At 59.6% G+C, this 24,811-nt stretch carries 25 protein-coding genes; 7 read left to right on the plus strand and 18 right to left on the minus strand.

From position 1 onward, the window contains the following. The first annotated feature begins 148 nt into the window (after window positions 1-148). Window positions 149-538: a YciI family protein gene (locus tag AB4Y89_RS15765; protein ID WP_442301895.1), complete on the plus strand. Its 390-nt coding sequence runs from the start codon at window positions 149-151 to the stop codon at window positions 536-538. A gap of 87 nt (window positions 539-625) precedes the next feature. On the opposite strand, the gene rseP is transcribed toward AB4Y89_RS15765, so the two are convergent. The 7 genes from rseP to AB4Y89_RS15800 form a co-directional block, all read right to left on the minus strand. Further along, window positions 626-1,978, minus strand: a complete 1,353-nt coding sequence (gene rseP / locus AB4Y89_RS15770) for an RIP metalloprotease RseP (RefSeq protein ID WP_442301896.1) — start codon at window positions 1,976-1,978, stop codon at window positions 626-628. Window positions 1,979-1,997: 19 nt separating this feature from the next. Continuing rightward, window positions 1,998-3,176, minus strand: coding sequence for a 1-deoxy-D-xylulose-5-phosphate reductoisomerase (locus AB4Y89_RS15775; protein WP_442301897.1), 1,179 nt, complete (start codon window positions 3,174-3,176; stop codon window positions 1,998-2,000). A 171-nt stretch (window positions 3,177-3,347) separates the two neighbouring features. Continuing rightward, on the minus strand, window positions 3,348-3,590 hold the full coding sequence (locus AB4Y89_RS15780) for a UPF0175 family protein (protein WP_442301898.1): 243 nt from the start codon (window positions 3,588-3,590) through the stop codon (window positions 3,348-3,350). 286 nt (window positions 3,591-3,876) lie between these two features. Beyond that, window positions 3,877-4,698, minus strand: a complete 822-nt coding sequence (locus AB4Y89_RS15785; protein WP_442301899.1) for a phosphatidate cytidylyltransferase — start codon at window positions 4,696-4,698, stop codon at window positions 3,877-3,879. A 132-nt stretch (window positions 4,699-4,830) separates the two neighbouring features. After that, on the minus strand, window positions 4,831-5,637 hold the full coding sequence (locus AB4Y89_RS15790; RefSeq protein ID WP_442302013.1) for an isoprenyl transferase: 807 nt from the start codon (window positions 5,635-5,637) through the stop codon (window positions 4,831-4,833). A 111-nt stretch (window positions 5,638-5,748) separates the two neighbouring features. Continuing rightward, window positions 5,749-6,666: an EamA family transporter gene (locus tag AB4Y89_RS15795; protein ID WP_442301900.1), complete on the minus strand. Its 918-nt coding sequence runs from the start codon at window positions 6,664-6,666 to the stop codon at window positions 5,749-5,751. 116 nt (window positions 6,667-6,782) lie between these two features. Continuing rightward, a complete protein-coding gene (locus AB4Y89_RS15800) occupies window positions 6,783-8,060 on the minus strand; it encodes a VWA domain-containing protein (protein ID WP_442301901.1) in 1,278 nt (425 codons plus the stop codon). Window positions 8,061-8,272: 212 nt separating this feature from the next. Here AB4Y89_RS15800 and AB4Y89_RS15805 point away from each other — a divergent pair, with 212 nt between their 5' ends. Then, window positions 8,273-9,325 (plus strand): VWA domain-containing protein, encoded by a 1,053-nt coding sequence (locus AB4Y89_RS15805; RefSeq protein ID WP_442301902.1) that lies wholly within the window; start codon window positions 8,273-8,275, stop codon window positions 9,323-9,325. Window positions 9,326-9,456: 131 nt separating this feature from the next. On the opposite strand, the gene AB4Y89_RS15810 is transcribed toward AB4Y89_RS15805, so the two are convergent. The 10 genes from AB4Y89_RS15810 to AB4Y89_RS15855 form a co-directional block, all read right to left on the minus strand. Beyond that, the gene (locus tag AB4Y89_RS15810) at window positions 9,457-10,011 is read right to left on the minus strand and encodes a methylated-DNA--[protein]-cysteine S-methyltransferase (protein ID WP_442301903.1); all 555 of its coding nucleotides are present in this window, start codon (window positions 10,009-10,011) and stop codon (window positions 9,457-9,459) included. Between the two features lie 50 nt (window positions 10,012-10,061). Continuing rightward, entirely contained in the window at window positions 10,062-10,757 is a 696-nt protein-coding gene (locus AB4Y89_RS15815) for a HisA/HisF-related TIM barrel protein (RefSeq protein WP_442301904.1), read from the minus strand. Between the two features lie 164 nt (window positions 10,758-10,921). Continuing rightward, entirely contained in the window at window positions 10,922-11,701 is a 780-nt protein-coding gene (gene hisF, locus AB4Y89_RS15820) for an imidazole glycerol phosphate synthase subunit HisF (protein WP_442301905.1), read from the minus strand. Between the two features lie 292 nt (window positions 11,702-11,993). Beyond that, the gene (gene hisH, locus AB4Y89_RS15825) at window positions 11,994-12,602 is read right to left on the minus strand and encodes an imidazole glycerol phosphate synthase subunit HisH (RefSeq protein ID WP_442301906.1); all 609 of its coding nucleotides are present in this window, start codon (window positions 12,600-12,602) and stop codon (window positions 11,994-11,996) included. A gap of 277 nt (window positions 12,603-12,879) precedes the next feature. After that, on the minus strand, window positions 12,880-13,539 hold the full coding sequence (gene hisB / locus AB4Y89_RS15830; protein WP_442301907.1) for an imidazoleglycerol-phosphate dehydratase HisB: 660 nt from the start codon (window positions 13,537-13,539) through the stop codon (window positions 12,880-12,882). Further along, on the minus strand, window positions 13,526-14,662 hold the full coding sequence (locus AB4Y89_RS15835; RefSeq protein WP_442301908.1) for a pyridoxal phosphate-dependent aminotransferase: 1,137 nt from the start codon (window positions 14,660-14,662) through the stop codon (window positions 13,526-13,528). The genes hisB and AB4Y89_RS15835 overlap by 14 nt, the downstream gene beginning before the upstream one ends. Next, window positions 14,659-15,921: a histidinol dehydrogenase gene (hisD, locus tag AB4Y89_RS15840; protein ID WP_442301909.1), complete on the minus strand. Its 1,263-nt coding sequence runs from the start codon at window positions 15,919-15,921 to the stop codon at window positions 14,659-14,661. The genes AB4Y89_RS15835 and hisD overlap by 4 nt, the downstream gene beginning before the upstream one ends. Next, entirely contained in the window at window positions 15,921-16,796 is an 876-nt protein-coding gene (gene hisG / locus AB4Y89_RS15845) for an ATP phosphoribosyltransferase (protein ID WP_442301910.1), read from the minus strand. Before hisG ends, hisD begins: the two co-directional genes overlap by 1 nt. Before the next feature lie 3 nt (window positions 16,797-16,799). Then, window positions 16,800-17,141 carry a phosphoribosyl-AMP cyclohydrolase gene (hisI, locus tag AB4Y89_RS15850; protein ID WP_442301911.1) on the minus strand — a complete coding sequence of 114 codons (342 nt, stop codon included), beginning with the start codon at window positions 17,139-17,141 and terminating at the stop codon, window positions 16,800-16,802. 225 nt (window positions 17,142-17,366) lie between these two features. Beyond that, on the minus strand, window positions 17,367-18,167 hold the full coding sequence (locus AB4Y89_RS15855; protein WP_442301912.1) for a glutaminyl-peptide cyclotransferase: 801 nt from the start codon (window positions 18,165-18,167) through the stop codon (window positions 17,367-17,369). 269 nt (window positions 18,168-18,436) lie between these two features. On the opposite strand from AB4Y89_RS15855, the gene AB4Y89_RS15860 reads away from it, so the two are divergent. The 4 genes from AB4Y89_RS15860 to AB4Y89_RS15875 all read left to right on the plus strand — a co-directional run bounded on the left by AB4Y89_RS15860 (window position 18,437) and on the right by AB4Y89_RS15875 (window position 22,549). Next, the gene (locus AB4Y89_RS15860; protein WP_442301913.1) at window positions 18,437-18,808 is read left to right on the plus strand and encodes a ComEA family DNA-binding protein; all 372 of its coding nucleotides are present in this window, start codon (window positions 18,437-18,439) and stop codon (window positions 18,806-18,808) included. A gap of 62 nt (window positions 18,809-18,870) precedes the next feature. Then, entirely contained in the window at window positions 18,871-19,314 is a 444-nt protein-coding gene (locus AB4Y89_RS15865) for a nuclear transport factor 2 family protein (RefSeq protein WP_442301914.1), read from the plus strand. A 206-nt stretch (window positions 19,315-19,520) separates the two neighbouring features. Then, window positions 19,521-19,847 (plus strand): helix-hairpin-helix domain-containing protein, encoded by a 327-nt coding sequence (locus AB4Y89_RS15870; protein ID WP_442301915.1) that lies wholly within the window; start codon window positions 19,521-19,523, stop codon window positions 19,845-19,847. A 62-nt stretch (window positions 19,848-19,909) separates the two neighbouring features. After that, entirely contained in the window at window positions 19,910-22,549 is a 2,640-nt protein-coding gene (locus AB4Y89_RS15875) for a SpoIIE family protein phosphatase (RefSeq protein ID WP_442301916.1), read from the plus strand. Window positions 22,550-22,703: 154 nt separating this feature from the next. Here the strand turns inward: AB4Y89_RS15875 and AB4Y89_RS15880 are convergent, their stop codons facing one another. Beyond that, the gene (locus tag AB4Y89_RS15880) at window positions 22,704-23,861 is read right to left on the minus strand and encodes an LssY C-terminal domain-containing protein (protein ID WP_442301917.1); all 1,158 of its coding nucleotides are present in this window, start codon (window positions 23,859-23,861) and stop codon (window positions 22,704-22,706) included. Between the two features lie 97 nt (window positions 23,862-23,958). On the opposite strand from AB4Y89_RS15880, the gene AB4Y89_RS15885 reads away from it, so the two are divergent. Then, complete coding sequence (locus AB4Y89_RS15885; protein WP_442301918.1) at window positions 23,959-24,705, plus strand: DUF4397 domain-containing protein; 747 nt, start codon at window positions 23,959-23,961, stop codon at window positions 24,703-24,705. Window positions 24,706-24,811 lie beyond the last annotated feature (106 nt).

A 24,811-nucleotide genomic window follows, 5' to 3' on the forward strand; every position in this document is an offset into this window, starting at 1 on the left:
GATGATCGCAAAAGAAAAATAAACATTTTTCTAATTCTTTTGTCGAATAAGGGAACCCTGATTCGACGCATAGATAGAGCTCGGACTTCGCAGACTGATGGCCTCGAATAGCCCAGCTCGCAACCCGAACGTTTCTAAGGAGACAACGATGAAATTTCTAAGCATCTACAAGGCGCCTGAACGAAACACCCCTCCCTCCCCGGAAGAGATGGCAACCATGGGCACGCTGATCGAGGAAGGTTTTACCAAGGGCTGGCTTCTCGCCACCGAGGGCTGCCTGCCTTCGGCTCTTGGTGTGCGGATTCGGCGCTCTGACGACAAGATCAGCGTAACGGATGGGCCTTTCACCGAGGCGAAAGAGGTGGTGGGTGGATTTGCTCTGTTGAAGGCGGACTCGAAGGAAGAGGCAATCGAGTTGGTGCAGCAGTTCCTCAAGGTGGTGGGAGAAGGAGAGTGTGAACTGCGCCAACTTTACGAGCAGTACTCGGGGGACCCGGCCGCTTGCTACGAGGCGGAGGCGGTAGCACTCAAGAAGTAAATCTGTGTAATCAGGTTTACCCTGGCAACGCCCAAAAAGCAAAAGCCCGGCGTTATACGCCGGGCTTTGCAATGCCATAAAGACAAACTACGGTTTCAGCTTCGCAAACCATCCCAGCTTCGAGATGTCATTGAAGATCACCATGGCCGCGAAGAGCAGCAGGCAGACGAAAGCTACCTGGTAGACCCGCTCCTTGAGCTGCTGGTTCAGGTCGCGGCGGATGACAGATTCCACAATCAGCATCAGGATCATGCCGCCATCCAGAATCGGAATCGGCAGCAGGTTGAAGATGCCGAGGTTGATCGAGATCATCGCCATCAGGCGGAAGACCGTCCACACTGAGTCGCGCGCGGCCGCGCCGATCTGCTGGCCGATACCAATCGGCCCGGAGAGGCTCTTGACCGAGACCTGGTGGGTGAACATCCGCTTCAGCACCTCGACGATCATGGTTGAGTCTTTCCAGTTTTCCTGGACCGACTGCACGACCGCCTCGCCCCACGGCAACTGCGAGATACGGAGAGGCATCTGTGCCGGGCGGAAGCCAAGGCGATACTTCTTGATGCCGTTGCCGATGTCGCCGATCTCCGGCGTGACGTTCGTTGTCAGTGTCTTGCCGTCGCGCAGGACCTGCAGCGTTGAGGTCTTTCCGGCCTGGTCGCTCAGATAAGCCAGCAGTGCGGGAACAGAGCGAAGCTGCAGGCCGTCAATCGCGAGAATCTTGTCGCCCGGCTGCAGACCGGCACGCTGCGCCGGAGTTCCTCCATCCACCTCATTGACGCCGATCGGTGCATCCTGCATCGTCGGAACCATGCCCAGGCTCTGCATCGCTTCGGCGTTGAACTCGGTAGTCTTGCCAACGTTGACGTTGAAGCGGGTATTCACGCGCTGCCCGTCATGCAGGTAGCTCATCGCCACGGTCTGGTTCATGTTCAACGCGGCGCGGCGCAGGACGCCTTCCCAGTCCGGATTCTCGGCGTTGTCGAAGTGGACAATCGTGTCACCGCTACGCAGGCCTGCGGCGTCTGCCGGAGAGCCCTTCACAACGTAGTTCACACGCGCCGGTCCGGAGATGTACTCATCCACCTCGTTATGGAAGTGGAACACGAAAGTCATGATGGCGAAGGCCAGGATGAAGTTCGCAACCGGTCCTGCCAGCGCAATGATCACGCGTTGCCAGCGGGGATGCGCATTGAACTCACCGGGATCACCGGACGGTTCTTCGCCGGGATTATCGCCTGCCATCTTCACATAGCCACCAAAGGGCAACAGAGAGAGCCGGTAATCCGTGTCTCCGCGGCGGAAGCCGATAAGTCGGCGGCCAAAGCCGATGGAGAAGGTTTCAACGCGAACACCACACCACTTGGCGGCAAGGAAGTGGCCGAGCTCATGCACGAGCACCATAATGCCCAGCACGATGGCGAGATAAATAATGGTTGTCATTGGGAGTGTGTCGGTGACCTCAGTGGGTGGCAGCCTGGCTCAGGGCTACCTCGCGTGCAAGCTGTCGAGCCTCATGGTCTGCCGTAAGCACCGCTTGAATGGACGCGGGATGGCCGGGCTTGGTTAGCTGGAGCACTGATTCTATTGTACGAGGAATCCCAAGGAAGGGAATACGTCCTTCCAGGAATGCTGCGACCGCGATTTCGTCCGCCGCATTCAGGGCGATGCAATGCGCGGGACCGGCCTCGGCGGCCTCATAAGCCAGCCGCAGACAGGGGAACCGGGCAAAGTCAGGCTGCTGGAAGTCCAACTGGCTCAATAACTTCATGTCGAAGGTCAGGTCGGAAGGAATTCGCTCCGGGAAGGCCATGGCGTACAGAATCGGCAGCCGCATGTCGGTAACCGAAAGCTGCGCCAGGATGCTGCCATCCACATACTCCACCAACGAGTGAATGGTCGACTGGGGGTGAATCGTCACCTGGACCTTTGCAGCAGGCAGATCGAAGAGCCGGCAGGCCTCAATGATCTCCAGGCCTTTGTTCAACATGGTTGCCGAATCGATGGTGATCCGCTGACCCATCACCCAGGTCGGGTGCTTCAACGCCTGCGCCGGCGTGATGGACGCGAACAGATCCAGAGGTGTGTTTCGGAAAGGGCCGCCGGAGGCCGTCAGCCAGATCTGCTTTACCTCGGCCGGAGCACCACCGCGCATGCACTGATGAATGGCATTGTGCTCGGAATCGATCGGCAGCAGAGCAACGTTGTTCCGCCGCGCCTCGGCGATGATCAGCTCGCCCGCGGCGACCAGAGCCTCTTTGTTCGCCAGGCCAATGTCCTTGCCGGCTTTGACCGCCTCATATGTAGCCTCGAGCCCTGAGACGCCGACGATAGCAGAGACAACAAAGTCGACCTCTGGCAGCGTCGCCACGGCAATGGTCCCGGCGGTGCCATGCAATACATCAACACCAGTCACGCCTTCCGCGCGCAGCCGCGCGGCAAGCTGGTCAGCCAGTTCTTCGGTCGCCACGGAGACCAGCCGCGGCCGCCACTGCTTGCACTGCGCAACGGCTACATCGAGGTTGCGTCCGGCAGCAAGCGAGACGGGCTGAAATCGATCCGGAAAGCTTTCGCAGATAGAAAGGGTGCTGGTGCCGATGGATCCGGTAGAGCCGAGGATAGCGATCTTCTTTACGGACATTGCTCCTCAATTCTAGCGTTTAGCGTTTTGCGGCTATGACTTTGTCATTTTGTTTGTCATTTCGCAGCGCAGCGGAGAAATCTGCTTTTCTACCTCAAGAGTGGGGGGAGAATCAGACGAAGAAGCAGATCCCTACGGGATGGCAAAAAGATCGAGTATCGGTGGTGGCAGCTAAATCAGAATGCGAAGGTCGTGGTCCAGATCGTCAATGGTGTAGTCGAAGACTCCGTGTTGCTGCAGGAATCCATCTACCTGCAGGCGGGTTTCGAAGCCAAGCACCTGACGGACTTGTTCCATCGTCAGCCGATGTTCCCGATAAGCACCGGCCACAGATTCTTCCAGAAGAAAACGGGGGCCACTGATTCCAGTAGGAATGATCTGGGAGGCGAATTCATCCGGAATTTCGACGATCACCAACATGCACGATTAGGGTAGCAGTGAGTGTGATTCGAGACTGAATCGTGTGACAGAGAAAAGCGGTCGCGCGTAGCGCGATATCCCACATAAGCTTCGCGTATGTGGGGCACCCGGTGTATGGGTTTGTTGGAATTCTGGGCTTCCTTGCCCGCCCTAGCTCCGCGAGGACGGGCACCCCGGCGGGGAAACACCCGACACATTTGAGCGCCGCTCGAATGCCAAACACCGCCAGAACGAGTATGTCGATGTTTCCATCCAGCAACCAGGAACTAGCAACCAGCAACTAGAAAGACTGCAGTAGCAGCGCGTAGTACAGCACCGGGGCCGCAAACAGCAGTGCATCGATGCGATCCAGAATACCGCCGTGCCCGGGCAGAAGATTGCCGGAGTCTTTTACACCGGCACCGCGTTTGATGGCTGACTCCAACAGGTCGCCGATCTGTGCCGCGACATTGATCAGCGCCGCGAAGACCGGTACCTGCAGCAGGCTCAGACCGACATCCAGAATCGACTGCCCATGCGCCGCAAGCCACTGTCCGAACCACGTAAGCAACAGCCCCAGCAGAACGGACGCAACGACCGAAGCGATCGATCCCGACCATGTCTTGCCTGGTGAGATCGACGGCGCCAGTTTCTTTCCGCCGATCGCCCGCCCGATATACAGAGCAGCGATATCGCCAGACCACACGCAGACGAAGAGGAAGATCAGCAGCCCGGTCGACTGGGAGGCCAGCAGATACAGCAGCGAGAGCGGCCAGGCAATGTATAGCAGGCCAAACGCTCCGGCAGCAGCGTCTTTCAATACACGCGCCGTAGGCTCAGCAAACAGCGAGATCACGAAGAGCGAAAACGCCAGTAGTGTCAGCACCGGCAACTGCAGGTCGGGTCTGAAGAACGTCGCCGCGAAGAAGGTGAGGATGGCGACGCCGGTCCACCAGTAGGGAATCTTCGCTCCGGAGAGATTGACCAGGCTGGTGTACTCAAACCCCGCAAGCAATGCGACCAGTGATCCCGCCAACAGCAGAAGCCATGGATAGTGATTGCCGAACCACAGCAAAGCCGCGACGGCGAGAATTAAAACTGTGGCGGTAAGAATCCGTTGCATGAGTGCTAAAGGGAAGGTACTAGGTGCGGGGCGTAAGGAGCAAGAAAAGCTGGTTGAATAGTTGAATCGTTGAATAGTAAAAGCCCAGCGCACGGCGTCAGCTTCACACCATTCAACAATTCAACCATTCAACTATTTAACAAGTGCTTCGGCTTCAGCTGCTGTGCCCTCAAGCGTTTCTTCATCAGTCGTGGAATCGCCCAGGCCACCATAGCGGCGCTCGCGTCCCTGATAGGCAGCGATGGCTTCCAGCAGATGCGCTCCGCGGAAGTCAGGCCATAGGCGTGGTGTCACGAAGATCTCAGAGTAGGCGATCTGCCACAGCAGGAAGTTCGAGATGCGCATCTCGCCTGAGGTGCGTACCAGCAGATCCGGGTCAGGCATCTGGCCGGTGTACAGCCGCGGTCCGATCGTCTCTTCATTGATGGCGTTGAGCAGCTCTTCGCCAGTCTTGCCGGCGGCGATCGCCTCACGCAGAATGGCGCGGCAGCTATCCACGATCTCTGAACGCGAGCCGTAGTTCAGCGCCAGGGTCAGCGTGGTGCCGGTATTCTTCGCTGTCTGTTCCTGCGCCCACTGCATGCTCTCCTGCACTTCGGCAGGAAGCTCGGTCAGGCGGCCGATGTAGTTCATGCGGACGTTGTTGTCGTTCATCCGCTTCAAATTCGAGACCAGATAGCTCTTCAGCAGCTTCATCAGGAAGTTGACCTCCGACTTCGGCCGGCGGAGGTTGTTCTCGATGGAAAAGGCGTAGAGCGTCAACCACGGGAGGTTGATACGCGTCGCTGTCTCGACGACAAACTGCACGGACTCGGCGCCTTGCTTGTGGCCGAAGAATCGCTTTAACAGCCGTTTACCGGCCCAGCGTCCATTGCCGTCCATGATGATCGCAACGTGCTCAGGAATACGGGCGGGGTCCAGCGTGCGGTAGATAGCCATCTCTTCGGAAGAGAGCTCATGCACACGGCTGGGCTGTGAAAGGGGCAAAACAGGTCACCTCGTCATCTTCGACCGTAGCACGCCAGGCGGCTCGGAGCAATTGACGCTGTGTTACAGCGTAATCAGCACTGCCGCGGCTACCGCAAGTGCGAAGCCGAAATTCTGCCGCGCCGTGGTGCGTTCTTTCAGAATTCGGCTGGCCAGAATGATGGTGGACGCCGGGTAGAGTGACCCCAGCACGGCTGCCACATCCAGCCGCCCCGCCTGCGTTGCCGCGATATAGAACAGGTTGCCGGAGGTATCGACAACGCACCCGGCCAGTACCCAGTAAACCGACTTCCGCGACAGCGAAAACTCGCCCGCCGGTGCGCCCTTCCGGCGACCGGCGGCGCTGATCAGGGCAAGGGTGATGGCGCAGGTTGCCAGCGATCCCACACGGGTGGTGGCCATCGGCAGCAGAACTCCTTTGCTTCCCTCGCCAGCCCACTTGATTGCCGTAAAAAAGATGCCGAAGCCCAGGCCGGCCGCCAGCGCCAGCCAAGTCGACCGCTTGGCATGGGCATGCGCCGCCTCTGCCAGCTCGTGTTCGCCTTCCGCTCCGGCAATGAACCAGATCGCCACTGCTGCCAGCAGAAAACCCAGATAGCGTCGCCAGCCCGACGATCCCTCGGTAAAGGCCGAAATCACCGCCGGCAGTGCCGCAGCCAGCAAGCCGCTGATCGCGGCCGCAGCGCCCATCGCTCCGCCTGAGAGCGAGACGTAAAAGACCGCCAACGCCAAGCCGTTGGCTATACCCGCGACAAGTCCCCAAAGAATGGCCATCCTGCCCGGGATCGGGTCGCCCAGGGACCAGGCGATCAAACAGACTGCCGTCATGGAGATGGTGTGCGACAGCAACACCACCCGCAGGGCTGCGGGCACCGTTCCACCGGAGTGCTTCGACGCCAGGCCGCCGCAGAAATCTCCGCCACCCCAGAAGATGGCGGCCAGCAGACCGAAGATGGCATTCGAGTGAAGGAGAGCTTGCATTTGGGTCGTCAGTGATACTGATGCGGCAGCACCGTCTTGAGGTGCGTAAGTTGCTGCAAACAAAAAGGCTCAGTTCCCATGGCCAATTGTGTGGCCGGGAACTGAGCCTTTTGGTGTTATCGAACGCGGGTCGGGATGTTCTCCCGGGCATCGCGGAGGCTCGGAATGTAACCTTCCTTCGCGGTGACGGTCAGGTTCGGACGCATCACACGCACATCGATGGAACGGTACTTTCCATCGATAAAGTTCTTGCTGTAATAGCCAATGGTGTATTGGGCGCGCATGGTGCGGCCGATCTCGGCAAAGCTGTCTTCGATGGCGCGCTGCCTCCACTCGGAATACATCGTTCCGCCGGTGGCATTGACGTACTTGGGTAGGATGTTGTCCTGCATCATCAGCGGCATGTGGAACTTCTCCACCCATCCCAGGCCCCAGGCGGCCGAGTCGCCTACCAGCGTGCCCCAGACCGAGATCTGGTTAGTCTGCAGATAGCGGCGAACCTCGGTGAACTTGGCGTTGGAGCCATACTCCTTGCCGTCAGTAATGACATAAATTACCCGGTGACGGTCTTTCGGACGTGTAGAAAGCTCCTGCGCCGCGGCGAAGATCGCGTCGTTCAGGGTGTGCTGTTCCTTCGGAATGGTCAGCGTCATGCCCTGCTGGTTGCGCCGGGGTGAGGTATTGGGATCGAACTGGCGGCCATTGATGGTCGTGGTCTGAGCCAGCGGACCGCTGTTGTCGTAGAGATCGACCTCGCGGCCCTTTGACTTCGACCGTTCCAGAATCGCGGGCAGGCGAGCCGACTGTGATCCGGTAAAGTCCGTCTGTTTCTTGGTTCCGTTGTTATAGGTAAAGACCGCCACCTCGTCCTGGGGGGTAAAGGCACCCGGCAGAGCTCCGAGCGATGCGTTCACCTTCTCCATGACGTTGTAGGGCAGGCTCTGGTCGATGACCAGGGCGATGGAGAGCGGAAAGGGATCCACGGTAAAGAGCTTCGGGTCCTGACGAAGATTGTTTTCATAGACGCGTACGTCGCGCCAGGTCAGGCCGTAGACCAGATTTCCCTTTTTGTCTTTGACGGTAAAGGGCACCTGCACGAAGTTGACGTTCGTACGCAGAACGTACTGCGGAGCCTCACCCGGCGCCGGAAGATCCGGCGGGGGGCCTGGGTTGTCGTCCGGAACAGCTGGCTTTGCCGCCTGCGGAATCTGGTTTTCGTTCGCCGGCTTGGGAGCGTCGGGCACCGTACCTTTGCCGGGCGCAATGCCCGAAAAGATCGGTGAGGGCGCGGCCGAAGGAGCGTCCGGGATGGCCTGCTGCTGTGCCGATTGCTGCGTCGACTGTTGCCCCGCCAGGGCAACTGCCATGACGCCCGCCATAAGTCCCAGTTTCACTAGATCTTGCCTCGCTTTCCTACCTATAGAAGACTACCAGCGCGGTGATTCAGAGTCACCGCTTTCTATAGTTTTTGACGCTGGAGTATGGTTGGGGTTGCTGGGGCATGTCATCAAAAGTCCTGCCCCGGTCCTTTGGGTTGCGGCGTCAGGAGTTTGATGACGCGCCCTAACGTGCACCAATGGGCGGAAACGGCGTCTAAAAGGATGATATGCAGCGAACGAAGTGGTGTGTTGCAGCAGTGTTAAGCCTGGCGTGCGCCGCGGCGCTCGCCCAGGAGGCCCCGTCCCCCGGCGGCGCTCCACCCATGAGCTCTGCCCCGAACGCGGCACAGGAGGTCACTGACGCCCAGCCCACTCTTCGGGTGAACGTCAACCTGGTCAACACCTACTTCTCCGTCCGGGATAAGAGCGGATTCGTGACCGACCTGACCAAGGACGCTTGCACCGTTCGCGAAGACGGCAACCCGCAGACCATCAAGAACTTCACCACGGAAAAGAGCCTTCCGCTGACGATCGGTATCCTGCTCGATACCTCGGGCAGCATGGAGCGCATGCTGCCGATGGAGCAGGACGCCGGCGCGGAGTTTCTGAAAGATGTCCTCACGCCGAAGGACGAGGCCTTCCTCATCACCTTCGATGTGAATGTCGACCTGCTGGCGGACTACACCAACAATCAACGCGAGCTTGACCGTCAGATCCGCAAAGCCCGTATCAACACTTCGTCCTCCTCCGGCGGTATCCCCGGCATCGGCGGCGGCCCGGTACCGACCAGCAACCCGCGCGGCACGCTGCTCTATGACGCGGTATATCTGGCAGCGCACGATAAGCTGCGTCCCGAAGCAGGCCGCAAGGTGATCGTCATGCTGACCGACGGCGTCGACCAGGGCAGTCAGGAGACGCTGAAGTCCTCCATTGAGACAGCACAGAAGGCCAATGCCATCGTCTACGTCATCCTGGTGGAAGACCGCAGCTTCTACGCCAACGGCGGCATTGCGTTTGGCGGCGGTGGCGGCGGCTACATGAAGAAGCTGGCGGAAGAGAGTGGCGGCCGCATGATCGATGTCGGCTCCAACGGCAAAAAGTTGAAGGACGCCTTCACGCAGATCAGCGACGAGCTCCGTACGCAATACCTGATGAGCTATACGCCTAGCAACCTGAAGCTCGACGGCACCTTCCGCAAGCAGGAGATCGACTGTGGCAAAGGGTTGAAGATCCAGGCCCGCCGCGGTTACTACGCCATCGACGAAGCTGCGAAGGATTAGGAACGACCGCGTTTTTGCTCGTCATCCCGTAGGGATCGCTTCTGCTTTTTGTTCGAAGGGGCAAAGCGCTCAAAGTCACCCATGCCTTAACGCTTCAACTTTTAACTTTCAACTTTCAACTTTTGTTTCCGCTACTCCGGAAACAACGATGCCTGTTCTGCCGGAGGACCATCGAAGCTGGTCGCACGCTCCAGCCTCAACAGCGCCTCCTTGCGATGCTTCCCGCCGCCGTATCCGGTAAGCGATCCATCGGCGCCAATCACCCGATGGCACGGAATCACCACCGCCAGGCGGTTCTGTCCGTTGGCCGCGCCGATCGCGCGCGAGGCGCCAATGGTTGTACCGGCAGCGATTGCAAGCTCGCCGTAGCTCGCGGTTGTACCGTAGGGAACCTGCCGCAGAGCATTCCACACACGAAGCTGAAAGCTAGTGCCCGGCGTAATCAGAGGGACGGTGAACTCCTGCAGAGTGCAGGCGAAGTACTCCGCTATCTCACGCTCAATGGCATCGTGATGCGGTGTCCGCCCAGGCAGAATGGTGTAGCCGTAGCGCTTCTGCAACTCATGCTCTTCGGTGGGCAAAGCAGGCCGGTCGTAGAACTCCAGCAACACGAGGCCGTTGTCTTCGGCCATCGCGATCATCAGTCCGAGCGGAGTCTGAAAGACGCTGGAGTAGAGCTTCTTCATGACACAACCGTGTCTCGATCATAGACCGGCGTGCCGGTCCACCGCGAGTCTCAGGCGTCCATCGCTCCCGAGTAGACGGCCATACCGACCACTGCGTCCACACCGAAGGCATCGAGATCATCGACCTCCTGCTTCGAGCGGATACCGCCGGCGACGATCAGCTGCTTCGTCGTCGTGGCGCGCAGAATGGCGGCGGTGTCGATGGGGAAGCCCTGCATGGTGCCTTCGGTATCGACATGGGTGTAGAGGAAGGCGGTGCAGTACGGCTCCAGCCAGGTGATGGCCTCTTCCGGAGTCAGGTCGACGTTGGCCTGCCATCCGCGCACCGCAACCTTCCCGTTCTTGGTATCGACGGAGAAGACCAGATTCTCTTCGCCAACTTCCTTCTGCAGCGAGGCGGCGAAGTCCTTGCGGATCAGCTGGTCGGGCTTGGCGTCAGGCTCGGTGTTGAAGAGCGAGCTGCCAAAGATCACACGCTTGGCTCCGCTGTCGAGCAGCGCGCGGGCATCGTCGGCGGTACGGATGCCGCCGCCCACCTGCACCGGCAGACGCTTCGCGATGTCGTGAATGAGCGCGCGGTTGTCGCCTTTGCGCATAGCGGCATCGAGATCGATCAACTGCACCAGCGGATACTTGCTGAAGCGATTGATCCAGTAATCGAAGTCATCGAAGCTCAGCTTCAGCTCCGCTCCCTGGCGAAGCTGCACAATCTTTCCGTTCATCAGGTCAATGGATGGAATCAGCACGTCACGACAACCTTTCTAACGTTGAATCTTTCTCAAATCTTTTGTCATCCCGCAGCGTAAGCGGAGGGATCTGCTTCTCGTCTTTTGCTTGAAGCGGGCAAACACTCAACCTCTCCCATGCCTTAACGCTTCAACTTTTAACTTTCAACTTTTAACTCTTGCCGTCAGCAAGGAAGTCTCATTGGGATATTGCTCTTGGCCAGTTCTTCCTTGAGGGCGCGGCTTGAGGTGACGCCGAAGTGGAAGATGCTGGCGGCCAGGGCTGCATCAGCCTTGCCTCGTGTGAAGACATCGGCGAAGTGCTGCGCGGTTCCGGCGCCGCCACTGGCGATGACGGGGATCTGTACCGCCTCGGAGACCGCGGCGGTCAGCTCGCAATCAAAGCCCGCGCGAGTACCGTCGGAGTCCATGCTGGTCAGCAGAATCTCACCCGCGCCGCGGTCTTCCGCTTCACGCGCCCAGTCGACGACCTTGCGTCCCGTTGGCTTGCGTCCACCGGCGACGTAGACCTCGGCATTGCGTACTGGATCGGTCGAATCAGCAGCGCGGCGAGCATCGATAGCAACGACGACCGCCTGTGCACCGAAGGCTCCGCCGATCTCGCCGATCAGCTCCGGCCGCGCGATGGCGGCAGAGTTGATGCTGATCTTATYCGCGCCCGCGGTGAAGACGGCTTCTGCTTCCTGGGCAGAACGAATGCCGCCACCGACGGTGAAGGGAATGAAGAGCTGCGAAGCGGCGCGGCGCACCGTGTCGATCAGCGTGGCGCGGCCTTCGTGCGTAGCAGTTATGTCGAGCAACACGATCTCGTCCGCTCCGGCAGCGGCGTGGCGATGCGCCAGTTCCGCCGGATCGCCGGCGTCGATGATATCGACAAACTGGATGCCTTTGACGACGCGTCCATCACGGACGTCGAGGCAGGCGATGATGCGTTTGGTCAGCATGCGTTTGCTTTCGTAAGAGGTTGCTGGTTCGTAGATGATGTCTTCACAAAGAATTGAGGTACATCGAAAGAATTGATTCTGCGTGCTGTTCGGAATTTCGTGGCTTCCTTGCCCACCCTAACTCCGTGAGGGTGGGGCACCCCGGCGGTCTGAACGTCGCCCTTCGACTGGATAGCTAGATCACAGAGAAAGCGGTTCGCGCAGAGCGCGAATATCCCACATCTGCTACGCAGATATGGGGCACCCGGGGTATGGGCTCTTTCGATGGTTCGGGCTTCCGGAAGATTCATCGTTAGATCCCCAGAAAGTTCTTCAACAACTGCAGGCCAGTCTCACTGGATTTCTCCGGATGGAACTGTACGCCCATCACGTTGTCCCGTTCGACCGCAGCGGTGAAGGCTCCGCCATAGTTCGTCACCGCAGCCGTGTCTTCGCTCAGCGGGGCACGCCAGGAGTGTGTGTAGTACACAAAGCTGCCATCGGGGATACCGCGTAGCAGCCGCGAGTCCGGTCGAATCTGCTCCAACGAGTTCCAGCCGACGTGCGGGCTCTTCAGCTCCGCGCCTTCCGACGTCGCGGGGAAGCGCTCGCAGCGTCCATTGAAATGGCACAAACCATCGGTCGACGGTGCTTCGGTCGAACCGACATAGAGCCATTGGAGTCCTACGCAGATGCCGAGGAAGGGAGTTCCCTTGGTGGCCGCCTCGCGCGTTGCTTCCGTCAGCTTCAGGTCATGTAGTAGTTGGGTCGCCTGAAAGTGCCCCACGCCAGGAAGCACGATCTTTTGTGCGCGACGAACAACGTCAGGCGATTGCGTGACCTCAGTTTGTGCGCCAAGGTAGTTCAGCGCTTTGACAACGCTAGTGAGGTTTCCGGCTTTGTAGTCAATCACAGCAATCATGGCTTTACCAATTGATGAGGGTGAAGGGCATTGCGAGCGCTATGCCGATTGCCAGGGCGGCTAGTCTCGGCTTTCCTTTGCCGAACAAAACTAAGACGAAGCCTATGAACCAAGCAGAGGTGATGTATTCGAGCCACGTCGTCCCCTCTATCACTCCAATAAAGCGATGGAGGGAGAGATAGCGAAGGAACGCTACAAGCTGAATAAGAGCGTCGCAGGCAAGCACGCCGATACCAGCTTTGAAGATGTACCTTCGCCATGGGGACAACGCTGCCACCTAAAGCAATCCCTTCGTGCTGGGCAGGATCTCGGCCATGCGCTCATCGCGGCTGCAGGCTCCGCGTAGCGCGCGAGCAAAAGCCTTGAAGATCGCCTCGATCTTGTGGTGGTTGCTGCGGCCATACATGGTCTTCACATGCACATTCGCGCGCGCTCCGCGAGCGAAGCCGTCGAAGAAGTCGGCCAGCAGTTCAGCCTGGAAGTCACCTACGAGGCGTGTCTTCACCTTGTCATCGACTACATAAGCCACACGACCCGAAAGATCGACTGCCGCTACCGCCAGCGTCTCATCCATCGCCATCACGAAGTAGCCGGCGCGCAGGATGCCCTTTTTATTGCCCAGAGCCTTATCGAACGCCTCACCCAGAGCGATGCCTACATCTTCCACCGTGTGGTGCTGGTCGACATCCAGATCTCCGTTGCAGGTCAGGGTCAAATCGAAGCCGCCGTGGCGGGTAAAGAGCTCCAGCATGTGATCGAAGAAGCGGATGCCGGTTGTGACCTTGTAGATACCGGTGCCGTCGATGTTCAGCTTCAGCGCAATCTGCGTCTCGGTCGTATCGCGCTTGACCGATCCCGTGCGGGCCTTCAGCGGCTTTACGGCAGGCGCCGGGGCGGCGGCTGCAACGGACTTCTTCGTGGTCTTACTCGTACTCATGTTCTTCTCCGGTTGTTCCTTTGCTCAGGCCGGCCTCGGCCGGCGTCCAGTTCATGGCGTGGATCGCCAGTTTCAGTGCAGCCAGGCCGCGCTCTACATGATCGTTGGGTCCGATGGTGATGCGCACACATCCGGAGAGTCCGGGATCGTTCGACCGGTCACGCAGCAGCACGCCATGCGCCCGTGCGTCGGCGACGAACTGCTTGTGGCGCGGCCCAATCCGCATCAGGATAAAGTTGGCGTGCGAGGGGTAGTACGGAATCCCCAACTCGTCCAAACCTTTGGCCATACGCTCGCGGCCAAGGCGGATCTGGTCCGCATACCAGTCGAGATACACATCGTCATCGAGCGATGCCTCCAGCGCCGCCAGTGCTACACCATTCACGTTGTACGGAGAAGCGGCCTTACGCAGATGCGTCATCAACTCGGCAGACGTAATCAGCGCTCCGGCGCGCAGATTCGCCAGGCCATAGGCCTTCGAGAAAGTGCGCGCGACGATCACGTTCGGCAGCGAGGCAAGCTCGTCCAGAATGGTCTCGCCGAAGAAATGGTAGTAGGCCTCATCCACCAGCACAGCCGCCCGCGGAGCCATATTCGCGATGTTGCGGATCTGTTCCTTCGTCATCGTCGTGCCCGTCGGATTGTTCGGCGAGCACAGAATGATCAGCCTGGTCTTCTCATTGATAGCGGCGACAAACCGCTCATACGGAAAGGCCAGTGTCTTGTCTGCCTGAATGCGATGCAGCTTCGCGCCCATGGCCAGCACGTTGACGTCGTACATGAAGAAGCTGGGGACCGCGACCACTGCCTCATCACCTTCGTTCAGAAATGTGAAGGTCACCAGGTGGATCGCCTCATCGACAGCATTGGTCAAAAGGACTTGATTTGGAGGCAGGCCGAGGTGCTTCGCAAGCTTGCGCTCTACCGGCATGCGCTCGGGATAGATGGTGAAGCTCTCTGCCGAGAGCGAGCGGATGCGTTCCAGCACCTTCGGCGAGGGAGCGAAGGTGTTCTCGTTGAAGTCCAGGCGCAACGCGTTGCGTCCCGCCAGCGGCGGGTGATACTCCGGCATCTCTTCGATGGCCTTACGCGGCTTTACCTGCGACTTGAGGGCTGCACTCATGGCTTCAACCTCACACGGACACTTTCGGCGTGACCAACCAAACCTTCGGCCTCTGCCATCGCAATGGCGTGCGGACCAAGCTTGGCCAATCCCTTGGCGGTGTACTGCTGCACTGTGATCAGCTTCACGAAGTCCATTACGGAAAGCCCGCCGCGCAGTCTGCCGGTGCGGCCTGTCGGCAGCACATGGTTCGGACCGGAGACGTAGTCACCCATCGACTGCGGGGAATGGGGCCCGATGAAGACCGACCCGGCGTTGCGGACCCACTGCAGATCCTCGGGCCGATCCACGGTCAGGTGCTCCGGCGCCAGCAGATTGGTCAGCGCCTGGGCCTCCATCGGCGTCTCGCAGACGAAGATGGTTCCGCGCGCCTCCAGCGACTCCTTGGCCAGCTTGTTCTTCCGCGCCAGAGCCTTGGCCTGCTTCAACACCTCTTTGGCCAGCGGCTCATTGGTCGTGATGAAGATGGCCAGCGTCTCCGGATCGTGCTCGGCCTGCGCTACCAGATCGGTTGCAATGCCCAGGGCATCGCCCAGATCGCTGGTGACGACGATCTCCGTCGGGCCGGCAGGCATATCGATGCCGCAATCCTGCGAGACAAACTGCTTGGCAGCGGTGACGTACAGATTGCCAGGGCCGACGATGCGCGTGACCGGCGGTGTGGAGTCGGTGCCGTAGGCCATCATCGCAATCGCCTGCGCTCCACCCACACGGTAGAACTCACTTACACCGCAGAGGTGCGCGGCTGCCAGCGTCTCCTGCCCGGGCTTGGGAGAGCAGACAACGATGCGCTCCACGCCTGCGACTTGCGCCGGAAGTGTGGTCATCAGCAGTGTGGAGGGCAAAGGATAGCGGCCCCCGGGAACATAGCAGCCGACGGCGTCAAGCGGGCGCACGGCCTGTCCGGTGCGCACTCCGGTTGCGGGTTCAATGATCCACTCCTCGGGCATCTGCGCCTCGGCAAAGGCATGGATGTTGGCCGCAGCCTCTTTCATTGCGGCCTTCAGATGCTTCGGCAGGGCGTTCCATGCGGCTTCCATCTCGGCGGGATCGACCAGGATGTCCTGCTCCGGCTGCAGGCCGTCGAACTGCTCGGCAAACTCGCGCACAGCCTTGTCACCCTTGCGCTTCACATCGGTGACGATCTTCTTTACCGCGGGAGCGACCGAGGCGGTGGAGGTTGCTCCACGCGCCGCGATCTCCTGGATAACAGCCGTAGCCTCAGCCGCCGATTTGCCGAAGGTGCGGATCAGCTTCATTACAGGACCACCTTGCTCAGCGGATACTCGACAATCCCGGTGCCGCCCGCGGCCTTGAGTTTGGGAATCACTTCGCGCACGGTCGACTCATCCAGGATGGTATTCACAGCCACCCACTCCGAGTTCGACAGGTGCGAGATGGTCGGCGAGTTCAGCGCCGGTAGTACCGCCAGTACATCCTTCAGGCTCTCGTTCTTTACGTTCAGCATCAGGCCGACCTGTGTCTGTGCGGCCATCGCGCCGTTGAGCATCAGGCTGATGTTCTGGATCTTCTCGCGCTTCCAGTCGTCCTGCCACGCGGTCTTATTGGCGATGAGCTGGGTCTCGCTCTCCATCAGGGTCTCGATGATGCGCAGACGGTTGGCGCGCAGCGAGCTTCCGGTCTCGGTTACCTCGACGATGGCGTCAGCCAGCATCGGAGGCTTCACCTCGGTGGCGCCCCAGCTGAACTCCACCTTGACGGGGATGTTCTTCTCGGCGAAGTAGCGCTTGGTGAACTCCACCAGCTCGGTGGCGATGATCTTTCCGGCCAGGTCCTCGGGCTTCTGGAAGGGCGAATCCTCCGGAACCGCGAGCACCCACTTCACCTTCTGGCGGCTCTGCTTGGAGTAGGTCAGCGAGGTGACACGCTCTACATCCGACAGGTTTTCCAGCACCCAGTCATTGCCGGTCAGGCCGGCATCGAGGGCGCCATGCTCCACATAGCGGGCCATCTCCTGCGCACGCACCAGCATGCACTCGATGTCTCCGTCGTTGATGGTGGGGAAGTAGGAGCGGCCGCTCGCGTAAATCTCCCAGCCCGCGCGCTGGAACAGCGCAATGGTTGCGTCCTGCAGGCTGCCCTTCGGAATGCCAAGCTTCAGTTTGTTCGCCATGACTTACTTCGTCTCCTGCTGAATCGGTTTGGTGAAGCAGCTTACCGTGCCCTCGTGGCACACCAGGCCGTCGCCGTCGACGGTCACCTTGAAGAGCAGCGCATCGCTGTCGCAGTCGGTCGAGATCGACACAATACGCAGGCGGTTACCGCTGGTTTCGCCCTTCATCCACAGCTTCTGCCGCGTGCGCGACCAGAAGGTGACGAAGCCGCTCTCCAGTGTCTTCTGGTAGCTGGTCTCATTCAAAAAGCCAAGCATCAGCACCTGGCCGGTGTTCGCGTCCTGCACAATGCCGGGGACGAGTCCGTTTTCTTTTGCGAAGTCGAGCTTTATGGGTTCTGCCATGTCCTGTTTTCCGTTTCTTGCCGTGCGCATCAGCCGCAGACACAACAAAGCCCGCTGGCTTTGCGCATCAGCGGGCTTTGAATCTCTTGAGTGTCTCTGTGCTTACTTCTCTACCGCACCTGACACCGCCGCCGACACGCTGATTGCGTGATGGTGATGGTGGCCATGATGGTGCACAAAGCGCATATCTCTACCTTCGAAAGTACCGAAGGGGGCTCCGTTTTGTCAATTTCTCTTGTGTTTTGCACCCGTCGCAGCCGCCCTGGGAACGGCTTTAATCTCGAAGATCTTCGGCCAGTTTTTGCCGGTCACAAAGATGCGGTTCTGCTTCGCATCGTAGGCAATACCGTTCAGGACTGACTCACCATCCCGTCGCTGATCCGCAGGCAGAATACCGGTCAGGTCGATCCAGCCAAGAACCCGGCCGGTCGTGGGTGAAAGGCGGGCGATGCGATCCGAATGCCAGACGTTGGCATAGATCTCGCCCTTGATGTATTCCAGCTCGTTAAGCTGCTTCACCGGGTGACCGTCATCCCTGACCGTAATCGTGTGCCGCACCTTGAAGGTGACCGGATCGCGAAAGGATAGCATCGCCGAGCCGTCGCTGGTGATGATCTCCCGCTCGGACCGGGTCATGCCCCATCCCTCTCCCTCGTAGGTGAACTGCCGTATCGGCCTGAGGGAGAACCGGTCGTAGACGAAGCCGGTATGCGTCTCCCAGGTCCACTGGTAGAGGTTCGCACCCCAGTCCACAATGCCTTCTCCGAAAAATTGTGACGGCAGAGCGGTCTGCTGCAGCACCTTGCCGGTTGCGGGATCGGTCACCACAAGCCGCGAGTCGCCTTCACGTCCCGTACCCTCATAGAACATGCCGTCCCGGTAGAAGAGGCCCTCGGTGTAGTTGTCCGTCGCATGCGGATAGCTCGCAACCACGCGATATCCCACCACCGGCGCTGCCGCCAATGGAAGAACCCACAACAGCCCAATACAGAAGCAGAGAAGCGACCGAATTGTCTGACTACTCATTCCCATCCCTCGCAAGGATTCCTTTACCCCCGAACAATTGGGTGCCCCATATCTCGGCAAAGCCGAGATGTGGGTTTGCAGAACGCCATGCCTACGTGATGGTACGACCGGCCTGTCGTGGAACCACACCCACATCTGGCGATAAAGCTGCCAGATATGGGGCACCCAGACATAATCAGTCCACGCTTCAACTTTCAACGCGAAACTCGCAATGCGAGTTTCGCTGCCCCTGTGTTACTCTGGCGGCCCGTTTGGGAGGAGGCAAGAGTATGTTGAAGTTTCATCGCATCGCGCTGTTACTGGCACTGATCCCTCTGTTGTATTCCCCCGTTGCACCAGCGCAGGCCGCCAAGCCTGCTAAGCCTGCTGCTGCCGCGACGGCTAAGCCCGCTGCAAACACCCCTGCGAAGCCGGCCGCGGCTGCTTCCAGCGCAGCGTCTGCATCCAGCCTGATCGATATCAACAGCGCAACCGCCGATCAGCTCAAGGCTATCCCTGGCATCGGCGATGTCTACTCCAAAAAGATCATCGACGGCCGTCCCTATGCCAACAAGACGCAGCTCGTCAGCAAAAACATCCTTCCGCAGGGCGTCTATGACAAGGTGAAGGACAAGATCATCGCCAAACAGGCGAAGAAGTAAATCTCATCACAAGTAGATCGGAGGGGGGACAGGTGCGGCAAAGCTGGTTTCGGCAGTTCTTAATGGCGAGCTGTGTTGCGGCCCTGCTTCTTCCTCCGTATGTCTCCTCTCCGGCACAGGCACCGCAGGCCGATGAGGATGCCGCCGTGGTCGATGCTGTCCGCACTATGTACCGTGCAGCCACCAAAGACGATCTCGATCTTTTCCACTCCGTTGTCTCGGCCCGCTTCCACGCCTTTGATGGCGGCAAGCGTTTTGACGGTGATGCGCTTCCCCTGTTGATCCGCCAGGCCCACGAGGCTGGTGTTGTTTACGTCTGGCAGGTGACGGAGCCTGAGGTGCACCGTACCAGCAACACCGCGTGGATTGCCTATACGAACGTCGGTTCGCGAACAGGAAAAGACGGACAGACCGTTCCAATGAAATGGCTGGAATCAGCTCAATTGGAAAAGCAGGGTGGCAAGTGGCTGATTGTGTTTTTTCACAGCACCCGCATGCCGATGTGATGCGGTTGTTACCCGTTTTCCCGACCAGAAAAGTCACCGAGCTGGTGAACGTTAGGTCCAGTCCCTGGACCCATGGAAGATCGAACGGATATCCCCCATCCTGTGGGAAAGGATGCCGGCACAGCGAAAACCTGCCGCAAAAAAGGTGCTGTCTGAGGCATGTCCCTCATGCTACCCTTCTCTAGATTCTTGGAGACTGTTGAGTAATGATCTCTCCCCGGAAACTGCTGCCATATCTGTTGGCGCTCGGGCTATCCGCCTTCGTCTGCCTCACCGATGCCGCTTTACCCCCCGTACAGGCTCAGCAGATTGACGTCGATGGAACCGAAACCGCTCCCGCAAAGCTGGATATCAATGCCGCAACACCCGAACAGCTGAGATCGCTGGGATTGGGCGAGAACTACGTTCGCCGCGTCATCGCGGGTCGTCCCTACACGGCGAAGAATCAGCTGATAAGCCGCGGTGTTCTGCCGCAGGACGCGTACGAGCTCATCAAAGAGCGCCTGGTCGCGCATCACTCCAAACAGCAGTAACTGGTTCGTAAACCATTCGGTCTGCTCGTTCGTCTCCGATGCTAGGATGAGCACCGACACGGATGCATACATTTTCCCCATCACGGCCCAGGTACCGCCCCGCCGTCGTGCAATATCTACTGCTTCTGCTCATCGCCGCCATGGCCCTCGGCCAATGGGGGAATACTGCCTATCGCATGGTGCGAGGCATCTTCGGCGCTGAGCGCGGTATCCGAGCGCCTTTCAGCCTCAGCAACGGTGTCGTGGAGGGGATGAGTCCCTTTCTTCGTCATACGGGTCTGCAGGTCGGCGACCGCCTGCTCGCCGTCAACGGTCACGAGCTGACCGGCGAGGCCGTTCTGCTGCGGGAGCTCGCCCACGAGCATCTCGGCGACACCATCAAGGTGGAGGTGCAGCACCCCGACGGGAAACATCAGACGGTAAGCTGGCAGCTCATCACACCGCAGCGTCGCCGTGGTGGAGGCAGGCCCGCAGGCTGGATCGGCCCGCTGCTGCTGCTTGTCATCCTCCCCTTGGCCTTTCTTCTCGTCGGCCTCTGGGTGGTGCTCGCCAAACCGCATGACCTCAGCGCATGGCTGGTCCTTGGCATCCTCCCCTACTTTGAGGCGCTACTTTCACCGGCTAATCCGCAGGGAGATTGGACCATCTGGTTTGCCCCTTTCTGGAATGAGACCGCACAGATGGCCATGCCTATCTGCCTGATGTGGTTTGGTGTTCTCTTTCCGGAGCGTGCCGGTCTCGATCGCCGGGCTCCGTGGATCAAGTGGCTGCTGAGCATCTCTCTGCTGGCCCTGTTGCCCTTCAACCTGCTGCACAGCTATGCACGCCTCTGGAACCTGTCGCTCGATCGCGCCATGAGCCCGTGGTTCCTGCCCATCGATCGCATCGAGAGGTTTCTCAGCATCCTCTGTGTCGCCTACTTCTTCGTTCTGTTCAGCCACAAGATCTTCCGCGAAAAGGTCGGCGCCGACTCCGGCCGCCGCCTGCGCCTGCTCTTCTGGGGATCGCTCATCGGTCTTACCCCTTTTGGCGGCATGGTGATCTACACGCTCCTTACGGGTGAAGACGTCAGCGAAACCTTCCCGCAGTGGCTCAGCTTTGGCATCGTCCTCGTCCTGGCGATCTTTCCGCTCTCTCTCGCCTATGCCATGGTCGTACAGCGCGCCATGGATATTCGCCTGATCGTCCGCCAGGGCACCAGGTACGCCTTCGCGCGCTACACCCTCTTCGGTATCAGGGCTCTGCTCGGCGTTCTCTTCTCCTGGAGGCTTACGATCTTCTTCGCCGATCCGGAATCCCATCGCAGACCGGTCGACGTTGTCCTCATCTTCGTTCTTCTTGTCCTGTTCTTTGGCTTCCGCATGGTCCTCTCCGGAAGGCTGCAACAGGAGATCGACCGCCGTTTCTTCCGCGAAGCGTACTCCACCGAACAGGTACTGAGCGAGCTGTCAGAGCAGGCGCACAACTTCACCGAAACAGGTCCGCTGCTCAGCACCATCACCCAGCGCATCAGTGATACGCTGCACATTGAGCGCATGGCGGTCTTCCTCCGCGGCAGCGGCGATGTCTTTCGCCTGCAGACAGCCACGGGTGTGGATCTGACCTCACCTGTCCTATTACCGGCGCATTCGGCGACGGTCAACACACTCTCCCGCGAGAAGCGGCCTGCGGCGATGCGCATCGACGACAGTTCTCACTGGCTGCTTGAAGCCAGCGATACCGAGCGTGCCGCTCTCAGCGAGTTCCAGACCGAGCTTCTGGTGCCTCTGCCCGGTCGTGGACGCTTGATCGGTGTCATGGCTCTCGGTCCCAAGCGCAGCGAAGAGCCGTACTCCCGCATGGATCGCCGTCTGCTGGAGAGCGTCGCCTCGCAGACCGGCCTCGCTCTTGAAAACGCTGAGCTGCTCCAGTCTCTCGCGCACGAAGCTGCGCAACGCGAGCGTGTCACCCGCGACATCGAAATCGCACGCGAGGTGCAGGAGCGTCTCTTTCCGCAGAGCTATCCGGAGTTCGAGGGCGTCGACGTTGCTGGCTACTGCCGCCCGGCGCAGGAGATCGGCGGCGACTACTACGATGTGATGGAAGTGAAGCGCGCGAGCGACGATGGACCGCCGCAGCCGCGTTTGCTCGGCCTGGCCATCGGAGACGTCTCCGGCAAAGGCATCTCGGCTGCGTTGCTGATGGCAAGTCTCCGTGCCAGCCTGCGCGGTCTCACGCTGGTCGGTTCCTCCGATCTCGGCGAGCTGATGGGGCACGTCAACAAGCTGGTCTACGACGGCAGCACCGCCAACCGCTACGCCACCTTCTTCTATGCCGAGTACGATCCCGCAACCCGCCGCCTCTGCTACGCCAATGGCGGGCATAATCCGCCAGTAATCCTGCGCGGCGATCAGGTACTTGAGCTCGAAGTGACCGGCATGGTTGTTGGTATTACTGAAGACGCTGCCTACGAACAGCGCGATATCTATCTCGAACCCGGTGACATCCTTCTGCTCTTCACCGACGGCATCTCCGAAGCGATGGACGGAGACGACGAAGAATGGGGCGAGCGCCGCATGGTCGCCGCAACCCAACAGGAACGCGCCCGCGGAGCGCTCACCGCCGAAGGCCTGTTACGCGCGCTCTATCGCCGTGCCGACGAGTTCGTCAACGGCGCTCCGCAACATGACGATATGACTCTGGTGGTAATGAGAGTCAACTGATTGGTTGAATGGTGGAATAGTTGAATGGTTGAATAGTGCGGCCGAATGTGAAGAATCACGTACCGCGCCCATGCGGTACATCTTCAACTTTCAATTCTTCCCGCCCATGCCTTAACGCTTCAACTTTTAACTTTCAACTTTTAACTCTTCCTCGCTACTTCAGCATCATCACCAGAATCCGTCCATCCGAATGGAACTCTCCACCTGTCGCGGTCTTTCCACTGGAGAACGGATCATCCGGCAACACATAGGCGGCAGACGAAAACACGCCCGCGGCATCAAAGCTGTCGAGGATGAACTTCCGCTCGAGGTCGATATCAGGATCGATATGGTGGGTCACCTGTCCATTGCGCTTGTCTTTCTCGAAGCCGTTGTCATGCGTCGCCGATCCGACCCACAGTGGCACGCCGTTGATCGTCTTCCCGCTGTTCCACACACGGAGATGATGCCGCACGGCGACGACGCTGATCGCCTCCGCCCGCGCATACGACAGGTCTTGCGGCCGGTCGAAGAGGTACAGTGCGCTCATCGGCATCTCCAGGTAGGCCTCATGTGACAGCGTGGACATGATGCCGTGCACGATGGCGGCATCGACGGTCTGGTCTACCTGCACCCAGCCGGCTGCCTTGAAGGCCTGCTCCACCTGTCCGCGTGTGCCCACCAGGGCGAAGTTCACCATGTCGCCGACGTTGCCTTGCTGGTCGCTCACGCGGCGGGGTACCTCGGCGAAGGTATCAGGAGAGATCATCGAGGTGAGGTCCTGCATCGGCGCCGCTGCCAGGGCCTTCGGCGCGACTGCCTCCGGCTTGGGAAATTCCAGCTTGACGGTAAAGCTGCCCGAGGCCGAGATGCTGTCGGGAAGGTTAACTCCAAGGTAAAGATGACCGGTGGTGGGCGCGGTGACGGTGTCAGCTTCGCCGATGGGGAAGGGGATGGAGGCGCCCGCATCGCTCACTCGTCCGATCAGGGAGCCCACGGGCGCGGCGTTCATGGGAAAGCTGGCAAGCAGGTCACGCCATCCGCGGTCGACGCCCGCGGGACCCGACTTACGCCCATCCGCAAGCTGAAAGCTGCCCTTTGCACTCAGTTTCAGGTGTTCGCCCGCGGCCACAGTCACGCCGGTATCCAGCCATGTGGTGTTGGCGAGCGTAAAACTATAGGAGGATTTGCGTTGGGGAAGGGGCTGCGTCCCCTGCTTTGCTCGCATGCTGGGAATCGCAATGACGCGTTGCTGCGGCGTCTCCTGTTGTTGCGCCAGGACGGCGGTAGAGAGAGCGAGTGGCCATGCCAGATATGCGGGAAGCTTCACCATACGACTTTCGTTCCAGGGAGTAACGACTTTCGCCCTAGGTTGATAACACGGAATCAGGTACTCTGTTGCAAGTAGTCCACACGACTTAGACAGGCCAATGAAAGCAGACGTTGCACAGTTCTTTAAGCGAGTCGCCGCTGCGACCGCTCTGGCCGCCGCGACGCTTGGTTTCGGTGGTTGCCAGGGTGTCACCGGCAGCACCAGCACCTCGCAGGTCCGTTTCATTGATGCCTCCATCGATGCCGGCGGTCTGGATATGTATATGGGCAACACTGCCGTGGCATACAACCTCGGTTTCGGCACGACTACTTCCTACGTTCCGGCCACGCCGGCCACCTACGTCATTACCGCGAACACCGCCGGTACCAAGCAGGCCCTGGCCACTGCCCGTTCGACCCTTGCCAACAGCAAGCAGTACACCGTCCTGGTCGGCAACGTCGCCGCCAGCCTGAGTGCAACGGTGCTTACGGATCAGTCGCAGCCCGCTCCCTCGGGTCAGATCGCCATCCGCTTCCTCGACCAGTCCACGGCGATCGGCAATATCGATATCTACATGGTTCCGTCAGGGACGGCTGTCACTGCCGTCTCATCGTTGCAGAGCAACATCAGCTTCGGTACCAATACCGGCTATCTGAACATTCCGGTCGGCACCTACACGCTCTACATCGTCAGCAACGGAACGGCACTCACCACCACAACCACGACGCTGTATACCGGCGCAGCGACGGCTTATCCGCAGGGATCGGCCCGCACGATCGTGATCCTCGATCGCCAGCTCGTCACCACTCCCGCGCTGAACGTCATTGTGGCCAACGACTACGATTCGGCTACGGCGACCCAGTAACGCGGATGTCGCGCTGAAGAGCGAAAGATAAACTTCGGCTCTCAAGCTGCTAATCCCACAACAACTGGGTGCCCCATATCTCGGCTACGCCGAGATGTGGGTTTGC

It is taken from the genome of Terriglobus sp. 2YAB30_2, from assembly GCF_052114765.1.
Lineage (GTDB): Bacteria > Acidobacteriota > Terriglobia > Terriglobales > Acidobacteriaceae > Terriglobus.